Here is a 19,952-nt window from a genome sequence, read left to right as displayed (position 1 = left end):
TTGTGTCAGGCCGTGCGACCAAGCTGGGCGTGGCGGGCATAGTGATGCGCGCTGCCGCCGAACAGCGTGTCGAAGGCGACGAGCCGCTTGAAATAGGCGCCGACCTCGAGCTCCTCGGTGACGCCCATGCCGCCATGGAGCTGGATCGACTGCTCGCCGACGAAGCGCGCGCATTTGCCGATCTTCGCCTTGGCGCCCGACGCGGCCCGGGCACGCTCGATCGGCGCAGCATCCACCTTCAGCGCAGCGCGCAGCGCCATCGAGCGCGCCTCGTCCACCTGCATCGCCATGTCGGCGAGGCGGTGGCGGATCACCTGGTTGGCGGAGAGCGGCCGGCCGAATTGTTTTCGGATCTTGGTGTATTCGAGCGTGGTGTCGAGCAGCGTCTGCATGATGCCGACAGCTTCCGCACCGAGCGCGGCCATGGCGCGATCGACCGCCCATTCGATCGCCGGCAGAGCATCGCTGCCGTCGCCGAGCAGGGCGTCTTCCGGCAGATGCGCGTCGCACAGCTCGATGTTGCAGGCACGCCCGCCGCCAAGGCGCGGATAATCGCTGATGCCGACGCCTGGTGTCGTCGCCTGCACAAGGAACAGGCCGATCCGCCCCGACGGCCCCCGATGATCGTGGATATGTGCGGAGACGATGATCTCGTCGGCGGCATGACCGTCGAGCACCGCGACCTTGTTGCCGTCCAGGCGCCAGCCTTGCGCCGTCTTGTTGGCGCCGGTCGTGACCTTGGCGAGGTCGAACCGGGCCGCGCGCTCGGAATGCGCAAAGGCGAGCTTCAGTGATCCGTCCGCCACCTTGGGCAGGCTTACCTGCTTCTGCAGCGTGGTGCCGCACCTGGCGATCAGCGCGGCTCCCAGCACCGCGGTTGCAACATAGGGCTCCGAGACCAGCCCGCGGCCAAAGGCTTCCATCAGGATGCCGATCTCCACCGGGCCGCCGCCGAGTCCGCCAAACTCTTCGGGCAGCGGCAATGCCAGCCAGCCGAGCTCTGCGAACTGCTTCCAGACATCAGGGCTGAAGCCGAGCGGGTCATTCGCCATCTTGCGGCGGTGAGCGGCATCGTAGCTTTCGGCCACGAACCGTTCCGCGCTCTCGCGCAGCAACTTCTGCTCGTCACTGAGATTGAGATCCATCGCGTCTACTCCGCGGCCGCCGGCGGCTTGCGCACGGAGGGATGCAGTCCGGAGGGATCGACGATCATGCCAAACTCCTGGAGATTATGCGCGTGGCAGAGCTGATGCAGTGCAAAGGCCTGGTCGATCGCGGCGGGCTGGCCCATCACGTCGACCGAGCGGTTGACGGCCTCCTTGGTCAATTTCAGCGCGAAGGACGGCTTTGTCGCGATCCGGCGCGCCAGCTCGAGCACGCGCGATGACAGCTCCGCGTGTGGCACGACCTGGTTGACCATGCCGAGCTGGTGCGCCTCATGCGCGCTCCAGCTGTCGGCGGTGAACAGGAACTCCTTGGCCTTGCGCGGTCCGAGCTCCCAGGGATGGACGAACCACTCGACGCCGCAAACGCCCATGGTGACGACGGGATCGCAGAACTGCGCGTCGTCGCTGGCGACGATGAGGTCGCAGGCCCAGGCCAGCATGAGACCGCCGGCGATGCACTTGCCGTGCACTTCGGCGATGGTTGGCTTGGCGAGGTTGCGCCAGCGCCGCGTGATCTGGAGATATATTTCCTGCTCGCGCGCGAAGCGGCCATGCGCGCCAGCTTCGGCGAAGCCGCCCCAATTTCCGATCGGCGGAAAATCGACTCCTGCGGTATTCTTGTCTCCGGGGCGCAGGTCATGGCCGGAGGAGAAGTGCGGCCCGTTGCCGGCGAGGATGATCACCTTGACCGCGTCGTCCTGCACCGCTGCATCGAAAGCGGCGTTGAGCTCGTAGGTCATTTGCAGGTTCTGCGCGTTGCGCGCCTCCGGCCGGTTCATGACGACACGGACGATCGCCGGCTCCGGCCGCTCCACGAGGATGGTCTCGAACGAGGACATCGCGTTCCTCCCTGGCGTTTCCGCTTTGTTTTGCCGGAGTTGACTATGCCCGCCTGCGATAGGCAAGAGGCTTGCGTCAGCCGGCTGGGGTGCGCCCATCCACCGGAGTCATTCCGGGATGGTCCGAAGGACCAGACCCGGAATCTCGAGATTCCGGGTTCGCTTCGCGCCCCGGAATGACATCGTCAAGCTGGCGTCTCGCGCGCGCAATCTGGTAGTTTGCGCCGGATTCCACCGGGAGAAATTTGATGCGCAAGATCCTGACCGTGCTGGCGGCGCTGGCCTCGCTGAGCCTGACCAATTGCGGCTACAACGCGATCCAGAGCGAGGATGAGCAGATCAAGGCCAACTGGTCCGAGGTCGTGAATCAGTATCAGCGCCGCGCCGATCTGGTGCCCAATCTCGTCAACTCGGTGAAGGGCTTTGCGCAGCAGGAGAAGGACGTTCTGCTCGGTGTCACAAATGCCCGCGCCAAGGTCGGCAGCATCCAGGCAACACCCGAGGTGCTGAACGATCCCGCAGCCTTCCAGAAATTCCAGGCTGCGCAAGGCGAGCTCTCCAGCGCGCTGTCGCGCCTCCTGGTCGTCACCGAGAACTATCCGCAACTGAAGTCCGATGCCTTGTTCAAGGATTTGATGTCGCAGCTAGAGGGCACCGAGAACCGCATCACGGTGGCGCGCAACCGCTACATCAAGGCGGTGCAGGAGTATAACGTCACCATCCGCTCCTTCCCGACCAACCTCACGGCAATGGCGTTCGGTTACAAGGAGAAGCCGAACTTCACGGTCGAGAACGAGAAGGAGATTTCGACCGCACCGAAGGTGGACTTTAATCCGGCGCCAGCGCCATCGAAGTAGCCGCGCGCCGTTTTGCGAATGCTCTCGGCCCCAGCCACCGCCGTCATTCCCCGCGAAGGCGGGGAATCCAGTACGCGGCGGCTCCTCCGTAGCCCGCTGGCGTCTCTGGAATACTGGATCGCCCGGTCAAGCCGGGCGATGACAGCGAGGTTGTGGCTGGCTTGCTGGGCCTTCTCATCGCAGATCGTCCTCGCCATCGCGCTCGTCCTCACCTTTACCTTCCCCGCCCTCGCCGACGTCCCCGTGCCGCAACTCACCGGCCGCGTGGTCGATCAGACCGGCACGCTGTCCAGCAGTGACATCGCCACGCTGTCGCAAAAGCTGCGCGACTTCGAGAACCGCAAGGGCAGCCAGATCGCCGTCCTGATCGTGCCGACCACGCAGCCGGAGACGATCGAGCAATTCTCGATCCGCGTGGCGGAGGCCTGGAAGATCGGCCGCAAGAAGGTCGACGACGGCGCGATCCTCGTCGTCGCCAAGAACGACCGGCATCTGCGCATCGAGGTCGGCTATGGCCTCGAGGGCGTGCTGACCGACGTGACCTCGCGGCGCATCATCGACGAGGATATCACCCCCAAGTTCAGGAGCGGCGACTTCGCCGCGGGCATCGGCGCGGGCGTCGACCGCATGATGCGGGTGATCGATGGCGAACCGCTGCCGTCACCCTCGCGCAGCGTCAACTTCGCCCACAATCTGGACGACCTTGCACCGGTGTTCGCTGTGGCGCTGTTTGCTTCGATAGGTGTCGGCGGGTTCTTCCGCGCCATCCTGGGGCGGCTGCTCGGATCATTGGTGACCGGGGGCATCATCGCGGCGGTGACCTGGTTCATCCTGGGCTCCGCCGCGCTCGCCGCGGCCGTCGGAATCCTCGGCTTCATCATCGGATTTGTCGCCGATCTGTTTTCGGCGATAACGCCCGGCACAGGCCGCTCGGGCGGCAGCTCGTGGTCGAGCGGCTCCTCGGGCGGCTGGAGCAGCGGATCGTCGAGTAGCAGTGACAGCGGCAGCTTCAGCGGCGGCGGGGGTAGTTTCGGCGGCGGCGGCGCCTCGGGGAGCTGGTAGGTCATGAGCATCAAGCGCATTGCCCGACATCTCGTGCAGCATCATTGGCGGGCGAAGCAGATTTTTCCGCGAGCCGTGCTCGACCGCATCGAGCAGGCGATCAAGCGCGGCGAAGCCACCCATTCCGGCCAGGTCCGCTTCGTCGTCGAAGGCGCGCTCGACGGCCGCCCGTTGTTCCGCAACCAGCCGGCGCGCGAGCGCGCGCTCGACGTGTTCTCGCACTTGCGCATCTGGGACACCGCGCACAACAACGGCGTGCTGATCTATCTCCTGCTCGCCGACCGCGACGTCGAGATCGTCGCCGATCGCGGTATCGATTCGAAGGTTGGCGCCGAGGGGTGGGAGACCATCTGCCGCGCGATGGAGGCCGAGTTCGCTTCTAGCCGGTTCGAGCGCGGCGTGATCGGCGGCATCGAGGCGGTGTCGCGCGAGCTGGCGCGGCATTTCCCGCCGCAGGGGCCGCATGCGAACGAGCTGCCGGATACGCCGGTGGTGATGTGATAGGCCGTTGCGCCACCGTTCATCTTGCCCCGATTACAAACTGTTTGACGACCGCCACACCGGTTCCACTTTCCCGGCCCAATTCGGCCCCGGATAACTTCCTAAAATTTCGGTAAGCGGGTCCCAAGGTAAGGATTTTGCAAGCAATGAAAGTTACCAAAAGGTCAATCCAGAGCGGAGTATTTGAACTGTGAGCGAACCAATGGCTGAGCAGGCTGCCCAGGATAAGAGCGTCGTCGAAGCCGGTACGACCGCGCCGCAGGCTGTTGAGGCTGCCGGGATCGATGCCCCCTCGATCGCGCCCGACCACGAGGCGCCACCCAAGCCCGATCCGGTGAAGGTCGAGCCGCCAAAGATTGAGGCGCCAAAGATCGAGGTGCCGAAGGTCGAAGCCACAGTTGAACCGAAGGCTGAAGCCAAGCCCGAGCCGAAGCTCGGCAAGCTCATCGTCATGGCGCCTGCCGACCGTGCCTGGGAGCGCGAGGAGTTCGCTCCGCATGTGAAGGCGGACGAGCCGCGCGAAACCGGCAGCAAGCGTCGCCTCTCGGCCATGGCCGCGATGGTGGCGATTGCCGCTTGCGTCGGCGCGATCAGCGGCGCGCTCGCGACCGCAGGCATGATGCATTTCGCCGCCCCAGCCCAGGCGCCCGTACAGGTCGCCGACACCAGCGCGCTGAATGCGTCGGTCGCGCGGATCGATGCCGACCTCGTCGCACTGAAGGCCAACGTCGAGCAAACCTCCAAGGTCGGTGTCAGCCAGTTCAACCGGACCAATGACCGCCTCGACAAGCTCGAGAAGGCGCAGGCCGAGCCGCTGGCCAGGATCGCAAAGCTGTCCGAGACCGTCGACAAGCTCCGCGCCACGCCGCCCGCTGCCCCCGCGCAGGCCACAGCAGCGGTGCCCAAGGAGACCACCGGCTCGATCGCGCCGACCCAGGTCGCGACCGCGGCGGCCGCACCGGCGCCCGCAACCCCCAAGACCGAGGTCGGCCGTCTCCCGACGATTGAAGGTTGGAGGCTGCGCAACGCCGCGAACGGCGGTGCGCTGATCGAGGACCGTGACGGCCTCTACGAGGTCTATCCCGGCGACCCCATCCCCGGCGTGGGCCGTGTCGATGCGATCCGCCGCCAGGACGGTCGCTGGGTGGTCGTCACCAGCAGGGGCCTGATCGTCGGGCGCTGAGCGTTCGATATACGACTGTCGCAGAGGCGCTTCACCACGATGTGAGGCGCCTTTTGCTTGAATAGGCATCCCGGTGCGGTGTTACTGGAGGCATGGGCCGCGCCTTGCGAATTCTCGTTGCTGCCGCCGCATTGCTGGGCGGCGTCGTCTCGCTCTTCGCAGCGGAGAACACTGCGCTGACGCGCGGCACCGCGATCACCGATCCCGCTCTCCTGCGCAAGCTCGACCAGAACAATACGCTGACGATCACGCGTCTGCTATCGCCGGAGCGGAATGCAGACGTCCCGCTCACGACCGAGCTGATGTTTGTGTCGCTGCCGCAGCTGAAAGAGATTCCACCCGCGATCGATGCGGAGTTTGACCGTTACATCGCGTGGTACAAGGCGACTTATCCAGGCGAGACCATCGGCGTCGGCGAGGGTTTTGACGCGCAATTGTTTGATCGCGCCAATCTGAGATCGCGCGACACCCGTTTCATGCTGGCCGGCATCGTCAATCGCATGGACCGCGCCTATGTCTCGGAAGAGTCTTGCGGCGAGATCCGGCTGATCTACCGTCTTGCGCGTTCCGACAGCAGCCCGGATGGCGGCAAGACCGCAACGCGCCTGCCGATGACGCTCAACCTTGTGATGAAGGCGCGCGACGCGCGCCAGACGGATGCGAGCAGCGAGCCGATCAGCTGCGCCGAGGTCGCCCGGCGCTGGCTCGACAATGGCGACTGGCAGGATTTGATCGGCAGCCGCTTCCCGCCATACGACGCCATGCTTGACCGCATCGAGACCAACATTCAGGTCTCGGTCGCGCCGAAATCGGCACTGCACGATTTCCGCTCCGATTATCTGCTCAAGGTGTTCAAGTACGACGCTGCCACGAAGACGTTCGAGGAATCGGCGCTGGAGAACCAGATCGACCGCGACCGGATTCTTGCCGACGCCGCGCTGCGGCGCGAGTTCAAGGCCTGGCTGCTCGCGCCCGATCATCTGCGCGAGTTCGATCGCGGCACCGTGCTGATCCCGGAGAGATTCCTGGCCAAGGCTGCGGTGGTGCCGACCCCCGCCGGCCTCGATGCCTCGGCATTGCAGCCGGAGTTCGGCATGCTGCAAGGAGAGGGAAAAGGGGAGGGCAAAGGCGACGCAGTCTTCACCGATAGCGACGTGGTCAGCGCGCTCAAGCAGGCCGCGGCACGCGGCATCGACATGCAGAACGTCCGCTCGGTCGCAGGCTTCCAGCGCCGTCTCAACGACATCACCTGCGCCGGCTGCCACCAGACCCGCGGCATCGGCGGCTTCCATTTCCCGGGCGTCGATTGGCTTGCGGACAAGTCGTCGAATTCCACCATCGTGCCGGCCTCGCCGCATTTCTTCGGTGACCAGCTCCGCCGCCGCGATATCCTGGCCGCGTTCGCGGCCGGAAAACACCCTGATTTCTCACGCGGATTTGCCAGCCGGCCGCAGACCCGCGGCAGAAGCGAGCTCGCCGGCACCGAATATCAGGACGGCTGGGGCGCGCATTGTTCCCTGCAAGACGCGGGATCGGGAATGCGGGATGAGAGTTTTACGTCATGGAGCTGTGCAAACGGTCTCGCCTGTCAGGCTGCCGCGGCCTCGCGCCGCATCGGCATGTGCTTCATCAAGACGCGTTAGCGCGTGATCCGGAAAAGTGTGCAGCGGTTTTCCGAAAAGATCGCGCGCAAGATAGAACCTCAAGCGATTTGGATGACCCATGACGGACACTGGCAACGCCAACAAGATGCGCAATCGCGAGATTGCGCGCAATGAGGAAGTCAAGCAGGTCACCGGCAGCATCCGCGTCAGCATCTGGGCGGTCACGGTGGCCGTCATCATCGGCGGGATTTTGTTAACGCTGGGCTGGCTGTCGTTGAGGTAGCTTTCTCTTCGCCTCTCCCCGCGTGCGGGGAGAGGCCGGAATTCGCGCGGACCGCGGATTACGGGTGAGGGGGACTCTCCGCGAGTCCAACTCTCACCACCCTCGCGGAGAGCCCCCCTCACCCCGACCCTCTCCCCGCAAGCGGGGAGAGGGAGTGGAGAGAGCCTTCACTTCGCGTAATTGGTCATCCGCTTGCCCGGCAGCAGCTCATAGGCCGGCTTCCAACCGGGCAGCGCGGCCATGCGGCCGAGCCAGGCGTGGATGGCGGGATGACTCTGCGCGAAATCAAAGCCGTGCTCGTCGCTGGGATAATGCAGATAGGCCATCATCGAGATATCGGCGACCGTCGGCTTCGTACCGATCGCGAAGTCATTGTGCTGAAGATGCCCGTCGAGGATGCCGAGGAAATCCTCAAGCCGTCGGCGGAAATGCTTCAGCACCTGCGGATCGTTCTTCTCGGTGAAGGCCCGCATGAAGCGATAGGTCGCCATGTAGCCGGTGAGCTTGTGGTTGTCCCAGAACAGCCAGCGCAGCAGCTCGAACTTCTCGTCCTCCGTCTCGGCGCCGAAGCGGCCATACTGCTCGGCGAGCTTGAGCAGCAGCGGCGCGGTCTGCGTCATCTTCACGCCGTCGATCTCGAGCACCGGGATCTCGCCCATCTCGTTCACGGCCTTGCGCCATTCCGCCGTGCGCGTGACGCCGCCGGCAAAATCAGTCCACACCGGTTCGAACGTCTCGCCACAAAGCGTCAGCATCAGCGCCAGCTTGTAGCTGTTGCCGGATTCAGGGAAGTAGTGCAGGCGGTAGCTGGGCATGGGACCTCGCGGCATCGGTGTGTTGCCGATTGTTATAGCGAGATAGTCCCTCCTCGTCATTGCGAGCGCAGCGAAGCAATCCAGCAATGCGTCCGCGGAGACACTCTGGATTGCTTCGCTGCGCTCGCAATGACGGAGTTTGTGGAGCGACCGCCGCTTACCCCACCGCCCCCGAGCCCCGCAGCGCCTTGATCGCCGCCTCGTCATATCCCGCGCCGCGCAAAATCTCGTCACTGTGCTCGCCCACAGCGGGCGGCTTGCGCGGCTGCACCTTCCTGGCGCCGTCGATCCAGATCGGGCTGTTGATGGTCAGCATGGTGTCGTTCTCGAACGGCACCAGCACCTCGTTGTCGAGCATCTGCTTATCGTTCGGGATGTCGTCCAAAATGGCGACGACGCCGAATACGAGGCCGTTGCCGTCGAGGATCTTGCGCCATTCGGCGAGATCCCTGGTCGCAAAGGTGTCGTCCAGGATCTTGATCAGCTCGACTGAGCGGGCGTGCCGGTCGGCCTTGGTGGCGAAGCGGGGATCGCCGATCAGATCCTCGCGCCCCAGGCATTTGGCCAGCGTTGGAAACTGCTTCTCCTCGTTCAGCAGCGACAGGATCAGCCAGCGGCCGTCCTTGCATTGATAGTGATTGGCGACCGCATTCAGCGCGCGCTCGCGCGGCCGTCGCTCGCTGAACTTGGAGCCGCAGAGCTTTGCCTGTGCCAGCACGCTTGCGGCCCACACCCCGTTCGCCATCAAATTGGACGCGACATGCGAGCCCTTGCCGGTCTTCTCGCGCTGATAGAGCGCAGTGACGATGGCGCCGTAGAACGCCATGGCGCAGGGGTGATCGCCCATGCCGGCGACGGAGCGCGCCGGCGTGGTGCCGGTGTCGGCGCGGACGAGGTCCATCAGGCCGGAGCGCGCCCAATAGGCGTTGCTGTCGAAGCCGGGCTTGTTGGCTTCCTCGCCCTTCTCGCCATAGCCGGTGAAGGAGGCGTAGATCAGCCGGTCGTTGAGATGGGCGAGATGGTCGTAGGTGATGCCGAGCTTGGCGCGCACCGGTGGCGGCATGTTGGTGATGAAGACGTCGGCCTCCGCCACCAACTTGTAGAGCACGGCCTGCGCTTCCGGCTTTGCGAGGTCGAGCGCGATGCTCTTCTTGTTGCGCGCTTCCAGCAGCCAGGCAAAATTGTGCTCGCCGGTCGGATAGCCCGGCAAATTGGGCAGATTGCGGTAGGGATCCCCCGTGCCGGGCGGCTCGATCTTGATGACGTCGGCGCCGAAATCCGACAGCACGGTCGCGGCCGCGGGCGCTGCGATGAAGCTCGCGCAGTCCAGAACCTTCAGCCCCGCAAAAATGCCCTTCTCCATCGCGGCGTTGCTCCCTCGCTCTTGTCGTTTCCCGCGCGCTGGAATTGGCGCAGGCCTGTGATGGGAGCATTAGACCGATGTTTCCGCGGGATGCAACGGCGCCCGGCGCAGGGCTCGTTGCGCTATCCAGCGCGCATCCGCCACGGACCGAAAACCATCTCCCGTCACCCTGAGGTGCTCGTCCTGCGGTGTACCGCAGGACGAGCCTCGAAGGGCGAGGGCCCGGCTGCATCCGGGCCGTTCATCCTTCGAGGCCTCCGCTACGCTCCGGCACCTCAGGATGACGGAACTGGCAACATGCGTTGTTGCGGCTGAGTTACGCTGCGAGCCTCACTCCTCTCCCGCCAGCAACGCAGCGTTGCCGCCGGCCGCGGCGGTGTTGATCGTCACGGTCTGCTCGGTCGCAAAGCGCGCCAGATAGTGCGGGCCGCCGGCTTTGGGGCCGGTTCCGGACAGGCCATTGCCGCCGAACGGCTGCACGCCGACGACGGCACCGATCATGTTGCGGTTGACATAGATGTTGCCGACCTGGACGCGGTCGATGATGGCCTCGATCGTGTCATCGACGCGGGAATGAACACCGAGCGTGAGGCCGTAGCCGGTGCACTCGATCGCCTGCAGGACGCGCGCGAGGTTTTCGGCCCGATAGCGCACGACATGCAGGATCGGACCAAAGACTTCCTCGGTGAGCTGACCGGCCTCCTTGAGCTCGAAGATGTGCGGCGCGACGAAGCAGCCCTCCGGCGCGTGGCCTGCAAAGTGCAAGCGCGCCTCGCGCTTCATCCGCGCGATATGCGCATCGAGGCGCTGCTTGGCTTCGCGATCGATCACCGGCCCGACATGGGTTGCGACGTCAGAGGGATCGCCGATCTTCAACTCGCGCGCCGCGCCCGCGATCATCTCGATCATGCGGTCGGCGACATCCTCCTGCACGAACAGTAGCCGCAGCGCCGAGCAGCGCTGGCCGGCGGAACGGAAGGCGGAGGTCACGACATCGTCGGCGACCTGCTCGGGCAGCGCGGTCGCGTCCGCGATCATGGCGTTGATGCCGCCGGTCTCCGCGATCAGCGGCACGATCGGCCCGTCCTTGGCGGCGAGCGCGCGGTTGATGCCGCGGGCGACCTCGGTCGAGCCGGTGAAGACGATGCCGGCGATATCCGCATGCGCGGTCAGCACCGCGCCGATGTGACCATCGCCCGTGACGAGATGCAGCGCGCTCGTGGGGATGCCGGCCTCGTGCAGCAGGGCGACGGCCTCGCGCGCGATGCGCGGCGTCTGCTCGGCGGGTTTTGCGACCACGACGTTACCGGCCATCAGCGCCGCCGTGACCTGGCCGAGGAAGATCGCCAGCGGAAAATTCCACGGCGAGATCGCGACGAAGACGCCGCGGCCGCGCAGGGCGAGCGCATTGCTCTCGCCGGTCGGGCCCGGCATGGCGGCATCGTTCCCGAACAGCTTGCGGCCATGCGCGGCATAGTAGCGGCAGAAGTCGGCGGCTTCGCGCAGCTCCGCCAGCGCATCATCGAGCGTCTTGCCGCCCTCGCGTTGCAACAGCGCGATGAAGCGGGCACCTCGGCTCTCCAAGAGATGCGCGGCCTGCTCCAGCGCCGCCGCGCGCGCCCCCGCCGGCGTCCGGCTCCAGCTGGCAAAGCCCGCGCGCGCAGCCGTCACCGCCGCGTTGGCCTGATCCGGCGTCGCGTCGGTGATGGGCTTGAGATCGGCCGCCTCGGCCCTGACGTCGGCCAGCAGCCGGTCGAGTGCGGCACGCTCACCGAATTCGACGCCGCGCGAATTGCGCCGCTCCGGCGCGAACAGATCTGCCGGTAGCGGAATCCTGGGATGAGCCGCCTGTTGCGGTCGGCCAATGGCATCCACCGGGCGCTGCAGCAGCGCTGAAACCGGCACGCGATAGTCGGCAGCCTGCGCCACGAACGATGAGTTGGCGCCGTTCTCCAGGAGCCGTCGCACCAGATAGGCGAGCAGGTCGCGATGGCTGCCCACCGGCGCATAGGTGCGGTAGGCGATGTCAGGGTGATCCTTGGCGAGCTGCTCGTACAGCGCTTCGCCCATGCCGTGCAGCCGCTGGAATTCAAAACCGCCGCTATCAGCGGCAAGCTCCAGCACGGTCGCGACCGTCAGCGCGTTGTGGGTGGCGAATTGCGGGAAGATGCGCGGCCGCAAGGCCAGCAGCTTCGTTGCGCAGGCGACGAAGTTCAGATCCGTCATCGCCTTGCGCGTGAACACGGGATAGCCGTCGAGCCCGCGCTCCTGCGCGCGCTTGATCTCGGTGTCCCAATAGGCGCCCTTGACCAGCCGCACCATCAGCTTGCGGTCATGCGCGCGGGCCAGCGCATCGACATAGTCGATCACGGCGCTGGCGCGCTTCTGGTAGGCCTGGATCGCAAGGCCAAATCCGTCCCAGCCGGCAAGTGAGGCATCGGCGAGGGTTGCTGCGATCACGTCGAGCGAGAGCTCCAGCCGGTCGGCCTCCTCGGCATCGACGGTGAAGTTCAGGTCGTAGGTCTTGGCGCGCTGCGCGAGATCCAGCAGTTGCGGCACCAGCTCGGCCATTACGCGCGCGCGGCTGATCGCCTCGAAGCGCGGATGCAGCGCCGAAAGTTTTACCGAGATGCCGGGCCGGTCGGGCAGGGGATGGTTGCCCGCCGCTTTGCCGATCGTCTCAATCGCGCTGGCATAGGCGTCGAAATAGCGCTTGGCGTCGGCCGCCGTGCGCGCGCCTTCGCCAAGCATGTCGAAGGAATAGAGCGGCTTCTGGCCGGAGCGCGGCCGGCCCCGCTCCAGCGCCTGCTCGATGGTCTCGCCCAGCACGAAGTGATTGCCCATCAGCCGCATCGCCTGGCGCGTGGCGGTGCGCACCGCCGGCGCGCCGAGCCGCTTCACCAGCCGGCCGATGGTGCCGTCGGGCGTCTCGCCGGGCTGGATCACCCGCGCCGACAGGCCGAGTGCCCAGGCCGAAGCGTTGACCAGGAACGCGGTCGACTTGGTCTCGTGATGGATGAAATCGCCCTCGCCGAGCTTGTCCTCGATGAACTGGTCGGCGGTGCGGGCATCAGGCACGCGCAGCAGCGCTTCCGCCAGCACCATCAGCGCGAGCCCTTCCTTGGTCGAGAGTGCGAACTCCCGCAGCATGTCCTCGACCCCGCCGAGCCGGTCGTCGCGTTTGCGGATCGCCTCGATCAACCGGGTCGCGGTGCGGTCGATCTGCGCCTCCTGCGGCGGGGCCAGATGTGCCGATGGCAACAGGCGCGCAGCAATGTCGGCGTCGTCAGGTGCGTAGGGAGCGGTGAAGGGCGGCGGGATGTTCGGCATGGCGTGTCCTGTGGTGAGATTCAGGATAAAGCCGGCATGACCGTAGTTCGATAGACAATTTAGCCGGTTTGCCTTAGAAAATGAAGATCTTTCGCCATTCGGCCTCGCAAGATATGGAACTTGATCGCATCGACCGGAAAATCCTCTCGATTTTGCAGGAGGACGGGCGCATCGCCAATGTCGAGCTCGCTGAGCGCATCGGGCTGTCGCCGACCTCGATCGGCGAGCGGCTGAAGCGCCTGCAGCGCGAGGGGTTTGTCGAAGGCTATGGCGCGCGGCTCAACCCGCACCGGCTTGGTCTCGGTCTCTTGGTGTTCGTCGAGGTGCTGCTCGACAAGACCACGCCCGACAATTTCGAGCGCTTTGCGCGCGCGGTGAAGCTCGCGCCCGAGGTGCTGGAGTGTCACATGGTTGCCGGCGGCTTCGACTATCTTGTGAAGGCGCGGCTGGCAGACATGACCGCCTATCGGCGCTTTCTCGGCGAGACCCTGCTGTCGATGCCGGGCGTGCGCGAGACGCGGACCTATGCGGTGATGGAGGAGATCAAGCGCGACGCACCGTTGCCGGTGGGTTAGCGAAGTGCTGTCGCGATTGTCATTGCTGTGGTTTGATAAGCGGTCTTCGCAGGAAAAATAGCTATCCTTGTGCAGTCGCAACGCCTGTCGTCGAATGCACCGGCCGTCTTCTTAAATTTTCTTGGCCCGCTCCCGGACAGATCCGGGAGGCAGCAAAGGCTGGCGCGGGCTTATACTTTGAGGTTTTCCGCGGAGGTCTTGCCCCGGTTTGCGATCTCTTCGTATTCCACCGTCTGTCCCTCGTTCAGGGTGGACAGACCGGCCTTCTGCACTGCCGAGATATGCACGAACACATCCTTGCCACCCGACGCAGGCTGGATAAATCCATAACCCTTCGTCGGGTTGAACCACTTGACCGTACCTTTAGCCATCACGACTTCTCCGCGGGTCTTCCTCCGAGATCTCGAACCGCCAGTCCCCGCCAACCGGCCGGTTCGGTCCTAACAGGATACGCGGAATGTGGCAGGCTTGGTAGCTCAAACCACATCGCCATTTCGCCGAATTCCGCTCAACTTCGCGGCGTTTTTACCGGTTTTGCCCGTTTCGCGGTCAAATGGCAGGGGCGCATGCCGGCAGCCGTCAATAGGTCGCGGCCAGATAATCGACGATCTTGCCGACATCGGCATCGTCGATCGGTGCGCCATAGACCTTGATCATCTTCGTCACCTCGGCCTGCCAGAAGGCCCTTTTGTCCTTCATCGGCGGCTGCGTCGCGACGTAGTCGGACGAGTGGCAGGCGCTGCAATTGCCCTGCACGACCTCGAGATTGGGCCCGGGCTTGAAGGCCGCGAGCTCGTCGGGGGTCTTGTAGTTGACCGGGGCGGCAAACGCCGACGCCGCTGCGGCCGCGAGGGCGAGCGTAATGGTGAGGAGAACGGTGCGCTGCATGATCATTGTCCTTCAGGCCACCGTCACGCGGACGGTTTCGACGACGTTGCGCAAGTAACCCGCCGGGTTCCAGCGCGGCGTGTCCGGCTGGGTCTCGCCGCCGTTACCGGTGGCGCGGACCTTGAGCTCATGGCTGCCGGCCGCGAGCTTCACCGGCAGCTTCCATTCGCGAAAGGCGTATCTGCCAAGGTCCTTGCCGAGCTTGGCGCTTACCCAGGTCTTGCCGCCGTCGGTGGAGACCTGGACCTCCTTGATGCCCTTGCCGCCGTCGAAGGCGATGCCGCGCAGGGTCACAGCTCCCGCCTTCAGCTTGGCACCATCGGGGACGCTGGTGATGAAGGAGCGGATGGTGAAGCGGTTGATCGGGATCGTCGCTTTCGGCGCGGTGCCCGGCTCGACCGCGTTGTTGGGCGTATCGGGGATGCGATAGGCCGACTTCATCCAGAAGCCGTCATAGACATTGTCGATGACGGTGATCTCGTTGAGGTGCTTGACCCAGTAGGTGCCGTAATAGCCCGGCACGACCAGGCGCAGCGGAAAGCCGTTGAGGAACGGCAGGTCCTCGCCGTTCATGCCATAGGCCAGCATCACCTCGCCGTCGCTGGCGTGATCAATGTCGAGCGCCTTGACGAAGTCGGGCGTCTTGTCGTTGACCGGCCCGTCCATGCCGTTGAACGTCACCTGCTTGGCGCCGGTCTGCACGCCCGCCATCTCCAGCACCGCCTTCAGCGGCACGCCGCGCCAGCGCGCGCAGCCCATTGCGCCGTTGGCGAGCTGGCCGCCGGCGACGCGCGGCTCGAAGAAGCCGCGGCTGTTGCCGGAGCACTGATTGACGGCGACGATCTCGGTCGCCTTCATCTTCCTGATGTCTTTCAGCGACAATTTCAGCGGCTTGTCGACCTTGCCCTTGACCTCGAGCGTGAACTTGTCGGGATCGAGATTGTAGGGCATATCGGAGAGGTGATAGCGCACGAAGAACGCGTTGTTCGGCGTGATCGGGCCGTCGTTGAACACCGCAAACGGCGTCTCGAGCTGCGGCGGCCGGCTGGTCAAGCCGATCATCGGCCGCTTCTGCGGATATTTCACCAGCGGCCGTTCGCCATTGGCGAAGGGCAGCGTGACGGTGTCGAGCGCAAGCGCCCTGGTGGAATTCAGTGTGGCCGCAAGTGCGGCAAGCCCTGCTCCTTTGAGCAGGTCGCGTCGATCGAACATTCTGGTCTCCTCCCGGAGCTTTTGTTGGACCAGCGGTCATCACCGCGAGACCCGCGCTCATCTGTCGCAACGATTTGGATGAAGTCAATTCGTGCTTTCGCAGCAAGCCCATGCCGCTGCATTGCAGCAGGCCGGTGTTACGCGGTGCAGTGGGTTGAGCCGAACTGCAGCGTCTGCGACGGTGCACCTCTCCCGCAAGCGCTTGCGGGAGAGGTCGGCGCGCTCCGGGCGATGCGAAGCATCGTCCCGGGCACGCCGGGCGAGGGCTTTCTCCTCTAGGGGATTGTCCCGTTGGGGAAGCACCCTCTCCCCAACCCTCCCCCGCAAGCGGGGGAGGGAGCGCACGGAACTTGCCGCTCGCACTTTATGCCGCCACCCGCTCGCTGCGATCAACCAGCCCCGCCAACTCCCTCGCATCCGTCACCACGCGCACGGCCATCGGCTCGTCGCGGCCGCGGATTGCGACCTCCTGCTGCGGCAGGGCGTCCTCGGCAAGACCTGCGGTGCGGCGGACTTCTTCCGAGACAATGGCCTCGCAGGCCAGCGTCTTGGTCATGTCCTGCAGGCGGGCCGCGACGTTGACGGCATCGCCGAGCGCGGTGAAGACGATGTGATCGCGATAACCGATGTCGCCGATGATGACCTCGCCGCTGTGGATGCCGATGCCGAAGCGGATCGGCTGGCGCAAATCGTGGCTCAGAAGCTCGTTAAGTTCGTCAATATGCGTTGCGATTCCGGCTGCAGCCTTCAGCGCCTGCCGGCACGCGGTTTGCGGATCGGCCGACAGCCCGAACAGCGCCAGCATGCCGTCGCCGACGTACTGGTTCGGCTGACCGCCGTTCTCGATGACGGCCTGGGAGACCGCGCCGAGGAAGCGGTTGACGATGAAGACTGTGTCGAACGGCAGCCGCTTCTCGGCGAGCTGCGTCGAGCCGCGCATGTCGACGAACAGGCTGACGAGATAGCGTTCCTGGCCGATGCGCGCCGGCGTCGAGGCCTGTCCGTCCGCCGCGTGCGTGTGGGGCGTGAAAAGCTGGAAGAAGGAGAGGTCGGATGTCGGCCGTAGCTGGCACGCCAGCCGGATCGACGGATCGGCGGTGCCGACGCGCGTGAGCACGAAGGCCTCGCGTTGCGACGGTTCGGGCAGGACGCCATGATCGCCGATGACGCGGATGCGGCAGGTCGAGCAGCGGGCGCGGCCGCCGCAGACGCTGGCATGCGGCACGTTGTGGCGCAGGCTCGCTTCCAGCACGGAGAGGCCCTTGGGGACCCGCACCGTCTTGCCGTTGCCGTAGGACAGCGCGATCATGCCGCCGCGCCGCTCGCGCCAGGCCCGCACGCCGCGCGCGGCCAGCGCCAGTCCCAGCAAACCGAAATATCCGGCAGTGAGGCCGCCGGCGATGCGGTCGAGCGTATTGCCTTCCGCGACCGTGCCGACCTGGCGGCGGGTGAGATTGTGCGTACGCCATTCCCCGTCGTCGGCCTCGAGCTCGACGCTGCGGCCGCCCTGGTAGACTCCGAGCAGCGACAGGGTCGGGATCAGCACGGCGGCTGCGAGCAGATAGGGCGCCGCGCGCGTGAAGAACGGTTTGAGGCGAAGCCAGAAATAGATGCCGATGCAGCCGTGCACCCAGGCGATCAGGAGCAGGATCGTCATCTGCCAGAGCCGGCCCGGCGCGGCGACGAAGAACAGATAGAGCTCCTGCGGATAGAGCTTCTGGTGTCCGTACAGCGTCTGGCCGAGTCGCACGCCGATCACATGCGCCATCACGAGAGCCGGAATGCTCAGTCCCAGCACGAGCTGGAGCGGCTCGATCGTCCGCCAGCGGAACTGCCGGCGCTGATACAGCGCGTAGATGCCGAGCCCCATATGGGTCAGCGCCGCCGTGTAGAACACGATCGCGACAGGCAGGAACTGCCACAACAGGGTGTGGTAGTAGACCCCGGCCTCCATGGCATCGACCGAGATGTTGCCGAGCGCGTGGTTGAGGAAATGGCTGACCACATAAGAGAACAGGATGATGCCGCAGATGAGCCGCACCTGCCGCACGCTGGTGGCGCGGACGACGGACATCTGTATGGGAGCGATGGCCATGATTCGATTGTATCAGTTCGTGAAAGAGAACAGCCAGCGTAGCGTTTAATTCCTGATGTGGACAGCTTGGCCGATCACATGCGCGGCAGGCCGCCGCATAACCCCGCCGTCGTCCCGGACAAGCGCGCCCTCAGGCGCGCGCCGATCCGGGACCCATAGCCACAGGGAGGGTTGTGGCGCGGGGCGGTAACTCCGAGTCTTCGCCGCACTCCTCCCTGGTTATGGGTCCCGGGTCTGCGCTTCGCTTGCCCGGGACGACACCCATGTGGGACTCCCTACATTGACTCGCCCCTCCAAGTCGGGGAAAAGCGCGGCCGTGACGATCGCTCCCGACATATCTGCGAAGCCAGACGGCTCCGAACGCCGTCTCATCCTTGTTGCCGCAGTGATCATCGCCGCGATGACCGCGCTTCGCATCGTCTATGCCTCCGCGATCGAGCTGCGCACGGATGAAGCTTATTACTGGACCTGGTCGAAGGAGGCCGCGCTCAGCTTCCTCGATCATCCTCCCGGCATCGCCTGGCTGATCCGTTTCGGTACCGCGATCTTCGGCGACACCAATCTCGGCGTTCGTTTCGGCGGCATCGTCGCGATGCTGGTGACGCAGCTGCTGCTCGCCGACATCGTCCGCCGCCTCACGCATGATGCACGTGCGATTGTGGTCGCCATGCTGATGCCGGAAGCCGCGCTGTATTATGGCCTGCTGATGGCCAAGGTTGCGCCCGACGTCGCCATGATCCCGTTCGCGGTGGCGATGGTGTGGTCGCTGGTGCGGCTGGTGCAGAGTGGCGATGGCCGCTGGTGGCTCGCGGCCGGCCTGTTCGCAGGCCTCTCGATGCTGTCGAAATTCACCGCGATCATGTTCGCGCCCGCAGTGGCTGCCTTCCTGCTGGTGCCGGACTGGCGCTGGCGTTGGCTGCGCAGCCCTTACCCTTATCTCGCCGTGCTGGTCGCGATAGCAGTATTCTCACCGGTGCTGATCTGGAACGCGCAGCACGACTGGGCCTCGTTCCGCTTCCAGGGCGTGCGCGCCACCGCCAATTACGGCATCTCGCTGCGCACGATCGGCGATTACATCGGCCTGCAATTCGGCCTGGTCGGCTTCGTCATGCTGCCGGTGGTGCTGACGGGCCTGGTGTTGACGGCGTGGCGCGGCTATCGCACGCGCGAGCCGGTTGCGATCCTCTTGTCCACCGCCGTGCTGGTGCCGTTTCTGTATTTCTTCTTCAAGTCGCTGACGCTTCGCGTCGGCGACACCTGGCCGATGTTCATGTGGCCGGTCGGTTTTGCCGCCGCCGCGGTGAACCTCAGCACGATGACGAAAGAGGGATGGTCGGCCCGCATGCTCAAATCGTCACTGTTCTGGGTCAAGGCAGCGATCGTCTCAGGCATGGCCTTCGTCGTCATCGTGTTTCTCTACTACGTCGCCGCGCCCTGGAATCTGCTCGGCAAGATCGATCCGATCGGCGCCGAGGCCGGCTACGAGCAGGTTGCGGCGCGCGCGCAGGCCGCCCTCGATGAGACCGGCGCGACCTGGATCGCGACCACCGACTATCGCACCTACGCCATGATGCGCTGGCTGTTCCGGGGCCGCGTGCCCGTCATCGAGATCAACGAGCGCGGCCGCTTCCAGGATTTCCGCGATCCCGGCATGGACAAGATCAGGGGACATGCGGGGATTTACGTCGGACGCGAGCCGGACAACCGTTCGTCGCTGTGGGAGAACATCCCGGCGAAACGCGAGCAACTCGGAGAAGTCGAACGCCGCTGGCGCGGCGTTGTGACGGACACTTATGTAATTGAAAAGCTCACCGGCTGGACCCCGGAGCTCTCGCCGCCAAAGGAGTCGCCGCTGTTCCAGTGGCGGGTGCTGGCGGGGGAGTTTGAAAAGCGGGAGCGCGCCTAGCGCGGCATGCTCGGATGTCCAGCGGATGGAAGGGTAACAAAACAGCCCGGATGGATAGGTAACAATCGTTCATGGTTCGGTCCGCTGCGGCGCTGCGCTAGCGCAGCGCCGCAGCGTCGATGTTTTCTGATCGATGATGCCGATCGGCACGTTGAAGAAGCGCACTTGCCATTGCCCATCGGCGGTTTCCTCTACGGCGACTGTTTCACCAGCGAGAGCGCTGCAAAGGTGGATGAGCTCGCCACGCCATTTGATCTCGCCGTTGGAGCGGAC

At 65.1% G+C, this 19,952-nt stretch carries 17 protein-coding genes and 1 pseudogene; 8 read left to right on the top strand and 10 right to left on the bottom strand.

From position 1 onward, the window contains the following. Positions 1 to 5: 5 nt before the first annotated feature. Both YU9_RS0127625 and YU9_RS0127620 read right to left on the bottom strand, forming a co-directional pair. Positions 6 to 1,145: an acyl-CoA dehydrogenase family protein gene (locus YU9_RS0127625; protein WP_027575704.1), complete on the bottom strand. Its 1,140-nt coding sequence runs from the start codon at positions 1,143 to 1,145 to the stop codon at positions 6 to 8. A gap of 5 nt (positions 1,146 to 1,150) precedes the next feature. After that, positions 1,151 to 2,005: an enoyl-CoA hydratase gene (locus tag YU9_RS0127620; protein WP_027575703.1), complete on the bottom strand. Its 855-nt coding sequence runs from the start codon at positions 2,003 to 2,005 to the stop codon at positions 1,151 to 1,153. 248 nt (positions 2,006 to 2,253) lie between these two features. On the opposite strand from YU9_RS0127620, the gene YU9_RS0127615 reads away from it, so the two are divergent. From YU9_RS0127615 to YU9_RS49225, 6 genes are all read left to right on the top strand, one after another. Continuing rightward, on the top strand, positions 2,254 to 2,862 hold the full coding sequence (locus tag YU9_RS0127615) for a LemA family protein (protein ID WP_027575702.1): 609 nt from the start codon (positions 2,254 to 2,256) through the stop codon (positions 2,860 to 2,862). A gap of 138 nt (positions 2,863 to 3,000) precedes the next feature. Next, positions 3,001 to 3,924: a YgcG family protein gene (locus YU9_RS0127610; RefSeq protein WP_027575701.1), complete on the top strand. Its 924-nt coding sequence runs from the start codon at positions 3,001 to 3,003 to the stop codon at positions 3,922 to 3,924. A 3-nt stretch (positions 3,925 to 3,927) separates the two neighbouring features. Then, entirely contained in the window at positions 3,928 to 4,425 is a 498-nt protein-coding gene (locus tag YU9_RS0127605) for a TPM domain-containing protein (RefSeq protein ID WP_027575700.1), read from the top strand. Positions 4,426 to 4,627: 202 nt separating this feature from the next. Continuing rightward, positions 4,628 to 5,608, top strand: coding sequence for a hypothetical protein (locus YU9_RS0127600; RefSeq protein ID WP_027575699.1), 981 nt, complete (start codon positions 4,628 to 4,630; stop codon positions 5,606 to 5,608). 92 nt (positions 5,609 to 5,700) lie between these two features. After that, the gene (locus YU9_RS0127595; protein WP_027575698.1) at positions 5,701 to 7,251 is read left to right on the top strand and encodes a hypothetical protein; all 1,551 of its coding nucleotides are present in this window, start codon (positions 5,701 to 5,703) and stop codon (positions 7,249 to 7,251) included. A 79-nt stretch (positions 7,252 to 7,330) separates the two neighbouring features. Continuing rightward, the gene (locus YU9_RS49225) at positions 7,331 to 7,495 is read left to right on the top strand and encodes a hypothetical protein (protein ID WP_198028310.1); all 165 of its coding nucleotides are present in this window, start codon (positions 7,331 to 7,333) and stop codon (positions 7,493 to 7,495) included. Between the two features lie 167 nt (positions 7,496 to 7,662). Here YU9_RS49225 and YU9_RS0127585 read toward each other — a convergent pair whose 3' ends face one another. The 3 genes from YU9_RS0127585 to putA form a co-directional block, all read right to left on the bottom strand. Beyond that, entirely contained in the window at positions 7,663 to 8,310 is a 648-nt protein-coding gene (locus tag YU9_RS0127585) for a glutathione S-transferase family protein (RefSeq protein ID WP_027575697.1), read from the bottom strand. Between the two features lie 157 nt (positions 8,311 to 8,467). Next, the gene (locus YU9_RS0127580) at positions 8,468 to 9,673 is read right to left on the bottom strand and encodes a CaiB/BaiF CoA-transferase family protein (RefSeq protein WP_027575696.1); all 1,206 of its coding nucleotides are present in this window, start codon (positions 9,671 to 9,673) and stop codon (positions 8,468 to 8,470) included. A gap of 330 nt (positions 9,674 to 10,003) precedes the next feature. After that, positions 10,004 to 13,003 (bottom strand): bifunctional proline dehydrogenase/L-glutamate gamma-semialdehyde dehydrogenase PutA, encoded by a 3,000-nt coding sequence (gene putA, locus YU9_RS0127575; RefSeq protein WP_027575695.1) that lies wholly within the window; start codon positions 13,001 to 13,003, stop codon positions 10,004 to 10,006. A 113-nt stretch (positions 13,004 to 13,116) separates the two neighbouring features. On the opposite strand from putA, the gene YU9_RS0127570 reads away from it, so the two are divergent. Next, positions 13,117 to 13,578 carry an Lrp/AsnC ligand binding domain-containing protein gene (locus tag YU9_RS0127570; RefSeq protein ID WP_018643717.1) on the top strand — a complete coding sequence of 154 codons (462 nt, stop codon included), beginning with the start codon at positions 13,117 to 13,119 and terminating at the stop codon, positions 13,576 to 13,578. A 170-nt stretch (positions 13,579 to 13,748) separates the two neighbouring features. Here the strand turns inward: YU9_RS0127570 and YU9_RS0127565 are convergent, their stop codons facing one another. The 4 genes from YU9_RS0127565 to YU9_RS0127550 all read right to left on the bottom strand — a co-directional run bounded on the left by YU9_RS0127565 (position 13,749) and on the right by YU9_RS0127550 (position 17,773). Further along, positions 13,749 to 13,949, bottom strand: a complete 201-nt coding sequence (locus YU9_RS0127565; protein WP_008563500.1) for a cold-shock protein — start codon at positions 13,947 to 13,949, stop codon at positions 13,749 to 13,751. A gap of 208 nt (positions 13,950 to 14,157) precedes the next feature. Beyond that, complete coding sequence (locus YU9_RS0127560) at positions 14,158 to 14,466, bottom strand: sulfite:cytochrome C oxidoreductase subunit B (RefSeq protein ID WP_027575694.1); 309 nt, start codon at positions 14,464 to 14,466, stop codon at positions 14,158 to 14,160. Between the two features lie 12 nt (positions 14,467 to 14,478). Then, the gene (locus YU9_RS0127555) at positions 14,479 to 15,678 is read right to left on the bottom strand and encodes a molybdopterin-dependent oxidoreductase (protein WP_027575693.1); all 1,200 of its coding nucleotides are present in this window, start codon (positions 15,676 to 15,678) and stop codon (positions 14,479 to 14,481) included. Between the two features lie 364 nt (positions 15,679 to 16,042). Next, positions 16,043 to 17,773 (bottom strand): adenylate/guanylate cyclase domain-containing protein, encoded by a 1,731-nt coding sequence (locus tag YU9_RS0127550; RefSeq protein ID WP_027575692.1) that lies wholly within the window; start codon positions 17,771 to 17,773, stop codon positions 16,043 to 16,045. Positions 17,774 to 18,173: 400 nt separating this feature from the next. Between YU9_RS0127550 and YU9_RS0127545 the strand changes: the two genes are divergently transcribed. Then, positions 18,174 to 19,679 (top strand): glycosyltransferase family 39 protein, encoded by a 1,506-nt coding sequence (locus tag YU9_RS0127545; RefSeq protein ID WP_051380545.1) that lies wholly within the window; start codon positions 18,174 to 18,176, stop codon positions 19,677 to 19,679. Positions 19,680 to 19,748: 69 nt separating this feature from the next. Here the strand turns inward: YU9_RS0127545 and YU9_RS49220 are convergent. After that, positions 19,749 to 19,952, bottom strand: a pseudogene (locus YU9_RS49220) (integrase); the annotation flags it as partial.

The sequence above is a fragment of the Bradyrhizobium sp. WSM1743 genome, assembly GCF_000473065.1.
GTDB lineage: Bacteria > Pseudomonadota > Alphaproteobacteria > Rhizobiales > Xanthobacteraceae > Bradyrhizobium.
The sequence above is the reverse complement of the archived record's forward strand: the minus strand, read 5'-3'. Positions and strand labels throughout refer to the sequence as shown.

Bases quoted from the DNA above. Each gene is read 5' to 3' on its own strand.
- YU9_RS0127550 (WP_027575692.1), bottom strand. From the start codon at position 17,773: ATGGCCATCGCTCCCATACAGATGTCCGTCGTCCGCGCCACCAGCGTG.
- YU9_RS0127600 (WP_027575699.1), top strand. From the start codon at position 4,628: ATGGCTGAGCAGGCTGCCCAGGATAAGAGCGTCGTCGAAGCCGGTACG.
- YU9_RS0127570 (WP_018643717.1), top strand. From the start codon at position 13,117: ATGGAACTTGATCGCATCGACCGGAAAATCCTCTCGATTTTGCAGGAG.
- YU9_RS0127610 (WP_027575701.1), top strand. From the start codon at position 3,001: ATGACAGCGAGGTTGTGGCTGGCTTGCTGGGCCTTCTCATCGCAGATC.
- YU9_RS0127625 (WP_027575704.1), bottom strand. From the start codon at position 1,145: ATGGATCTCAATCTCAGTGACGAGCAGAAGTTGCTGCGCGAGAGCGCG.
- YU9_RS0127560 (WP_027575694.1), bottom strand. From the start codon at position 14,466: ATGCAGCGCACCGTTCTCCTCACCATTACGCTCGCCCTCGCGGCCGCA.
- putA (WP_027575695.1), bottom strand. From the start codon at position 13,003: ATGCCGAACATCCCGCCGCCCTTCACCGCTCCCTACGCACCTGACGAC.
- YU9_RS0127615 (WP_027575702.1), top strand. From the start codon at position 2,254: ATGCGCAAGATCCTGACCGTGCTGGCGGCGCTGGCCTCGCTGAGCCTG.
- YU9_RS0127580 (WP_027575696.1), bottom strand. From the start codon at position 9,673: ATGGAGAAGGGCATTTTTGCGGGGCTGAAGGTTCTGGACTGCGCGAGC.
- YU9_RS0127565 (WP_008563500.1), bottom strand. From the start codon at position 13,949: ATGGCTAAAGGTACGGTCAAGTGGTTCAACCCGACGAAGGGTTATGGA.
- YU9_RS0127555 (WP_027575693.1), bottom strand. From the start codon at position 15,678: ATGTTCGATCGACGCGACCTGCTCAAAGGAGCAGGGCTTGCCGCACTT.
- YU9_RS0127605 (WP_027575700.1), top strand. From the start codon at position 3,928: ATGAGCATCAAGCGCATTGCCCGACATCTCGTGCAGCATCATTGGCGG.
- YU9_RS49225 (WP_198028310.1), top strand. From the start codon at position 7,331: ATGACGGACACTGGCAACGCCAACAAGATGCGCAATCGCGAGATTGCG.
- YU9_RS0127545 (WP_051380545.1), top strand. From the start codon at position 18,174: ATGACCGCGCTTCGCATCGTCTATGCCTCCGCGATCGAGCTGCGCACG.
- YU9_RS0127585 (WP_027575697.1), bottom strand. From the start codon at position 8,310: ATGCCCAGCTACCGCCTGCACTACTTCCCTGAATCCGGCAACAGCTAC.
- YU9_RS0127595 (WP_027575698.1), top strand. From the start codon at position 5,701: ATGGGCCGCGCCTTGCGAATTCTCGTTGCTGCCGCCGCATTGCTGGGC.
- YU9_RS0127620 (WP_027575703.1), bottom strand. From the start codon at position 2,005: ATGTCCTCGTTCGAGACCATCCTCGTGGAGCGGCCGGAGCCGGCGATC.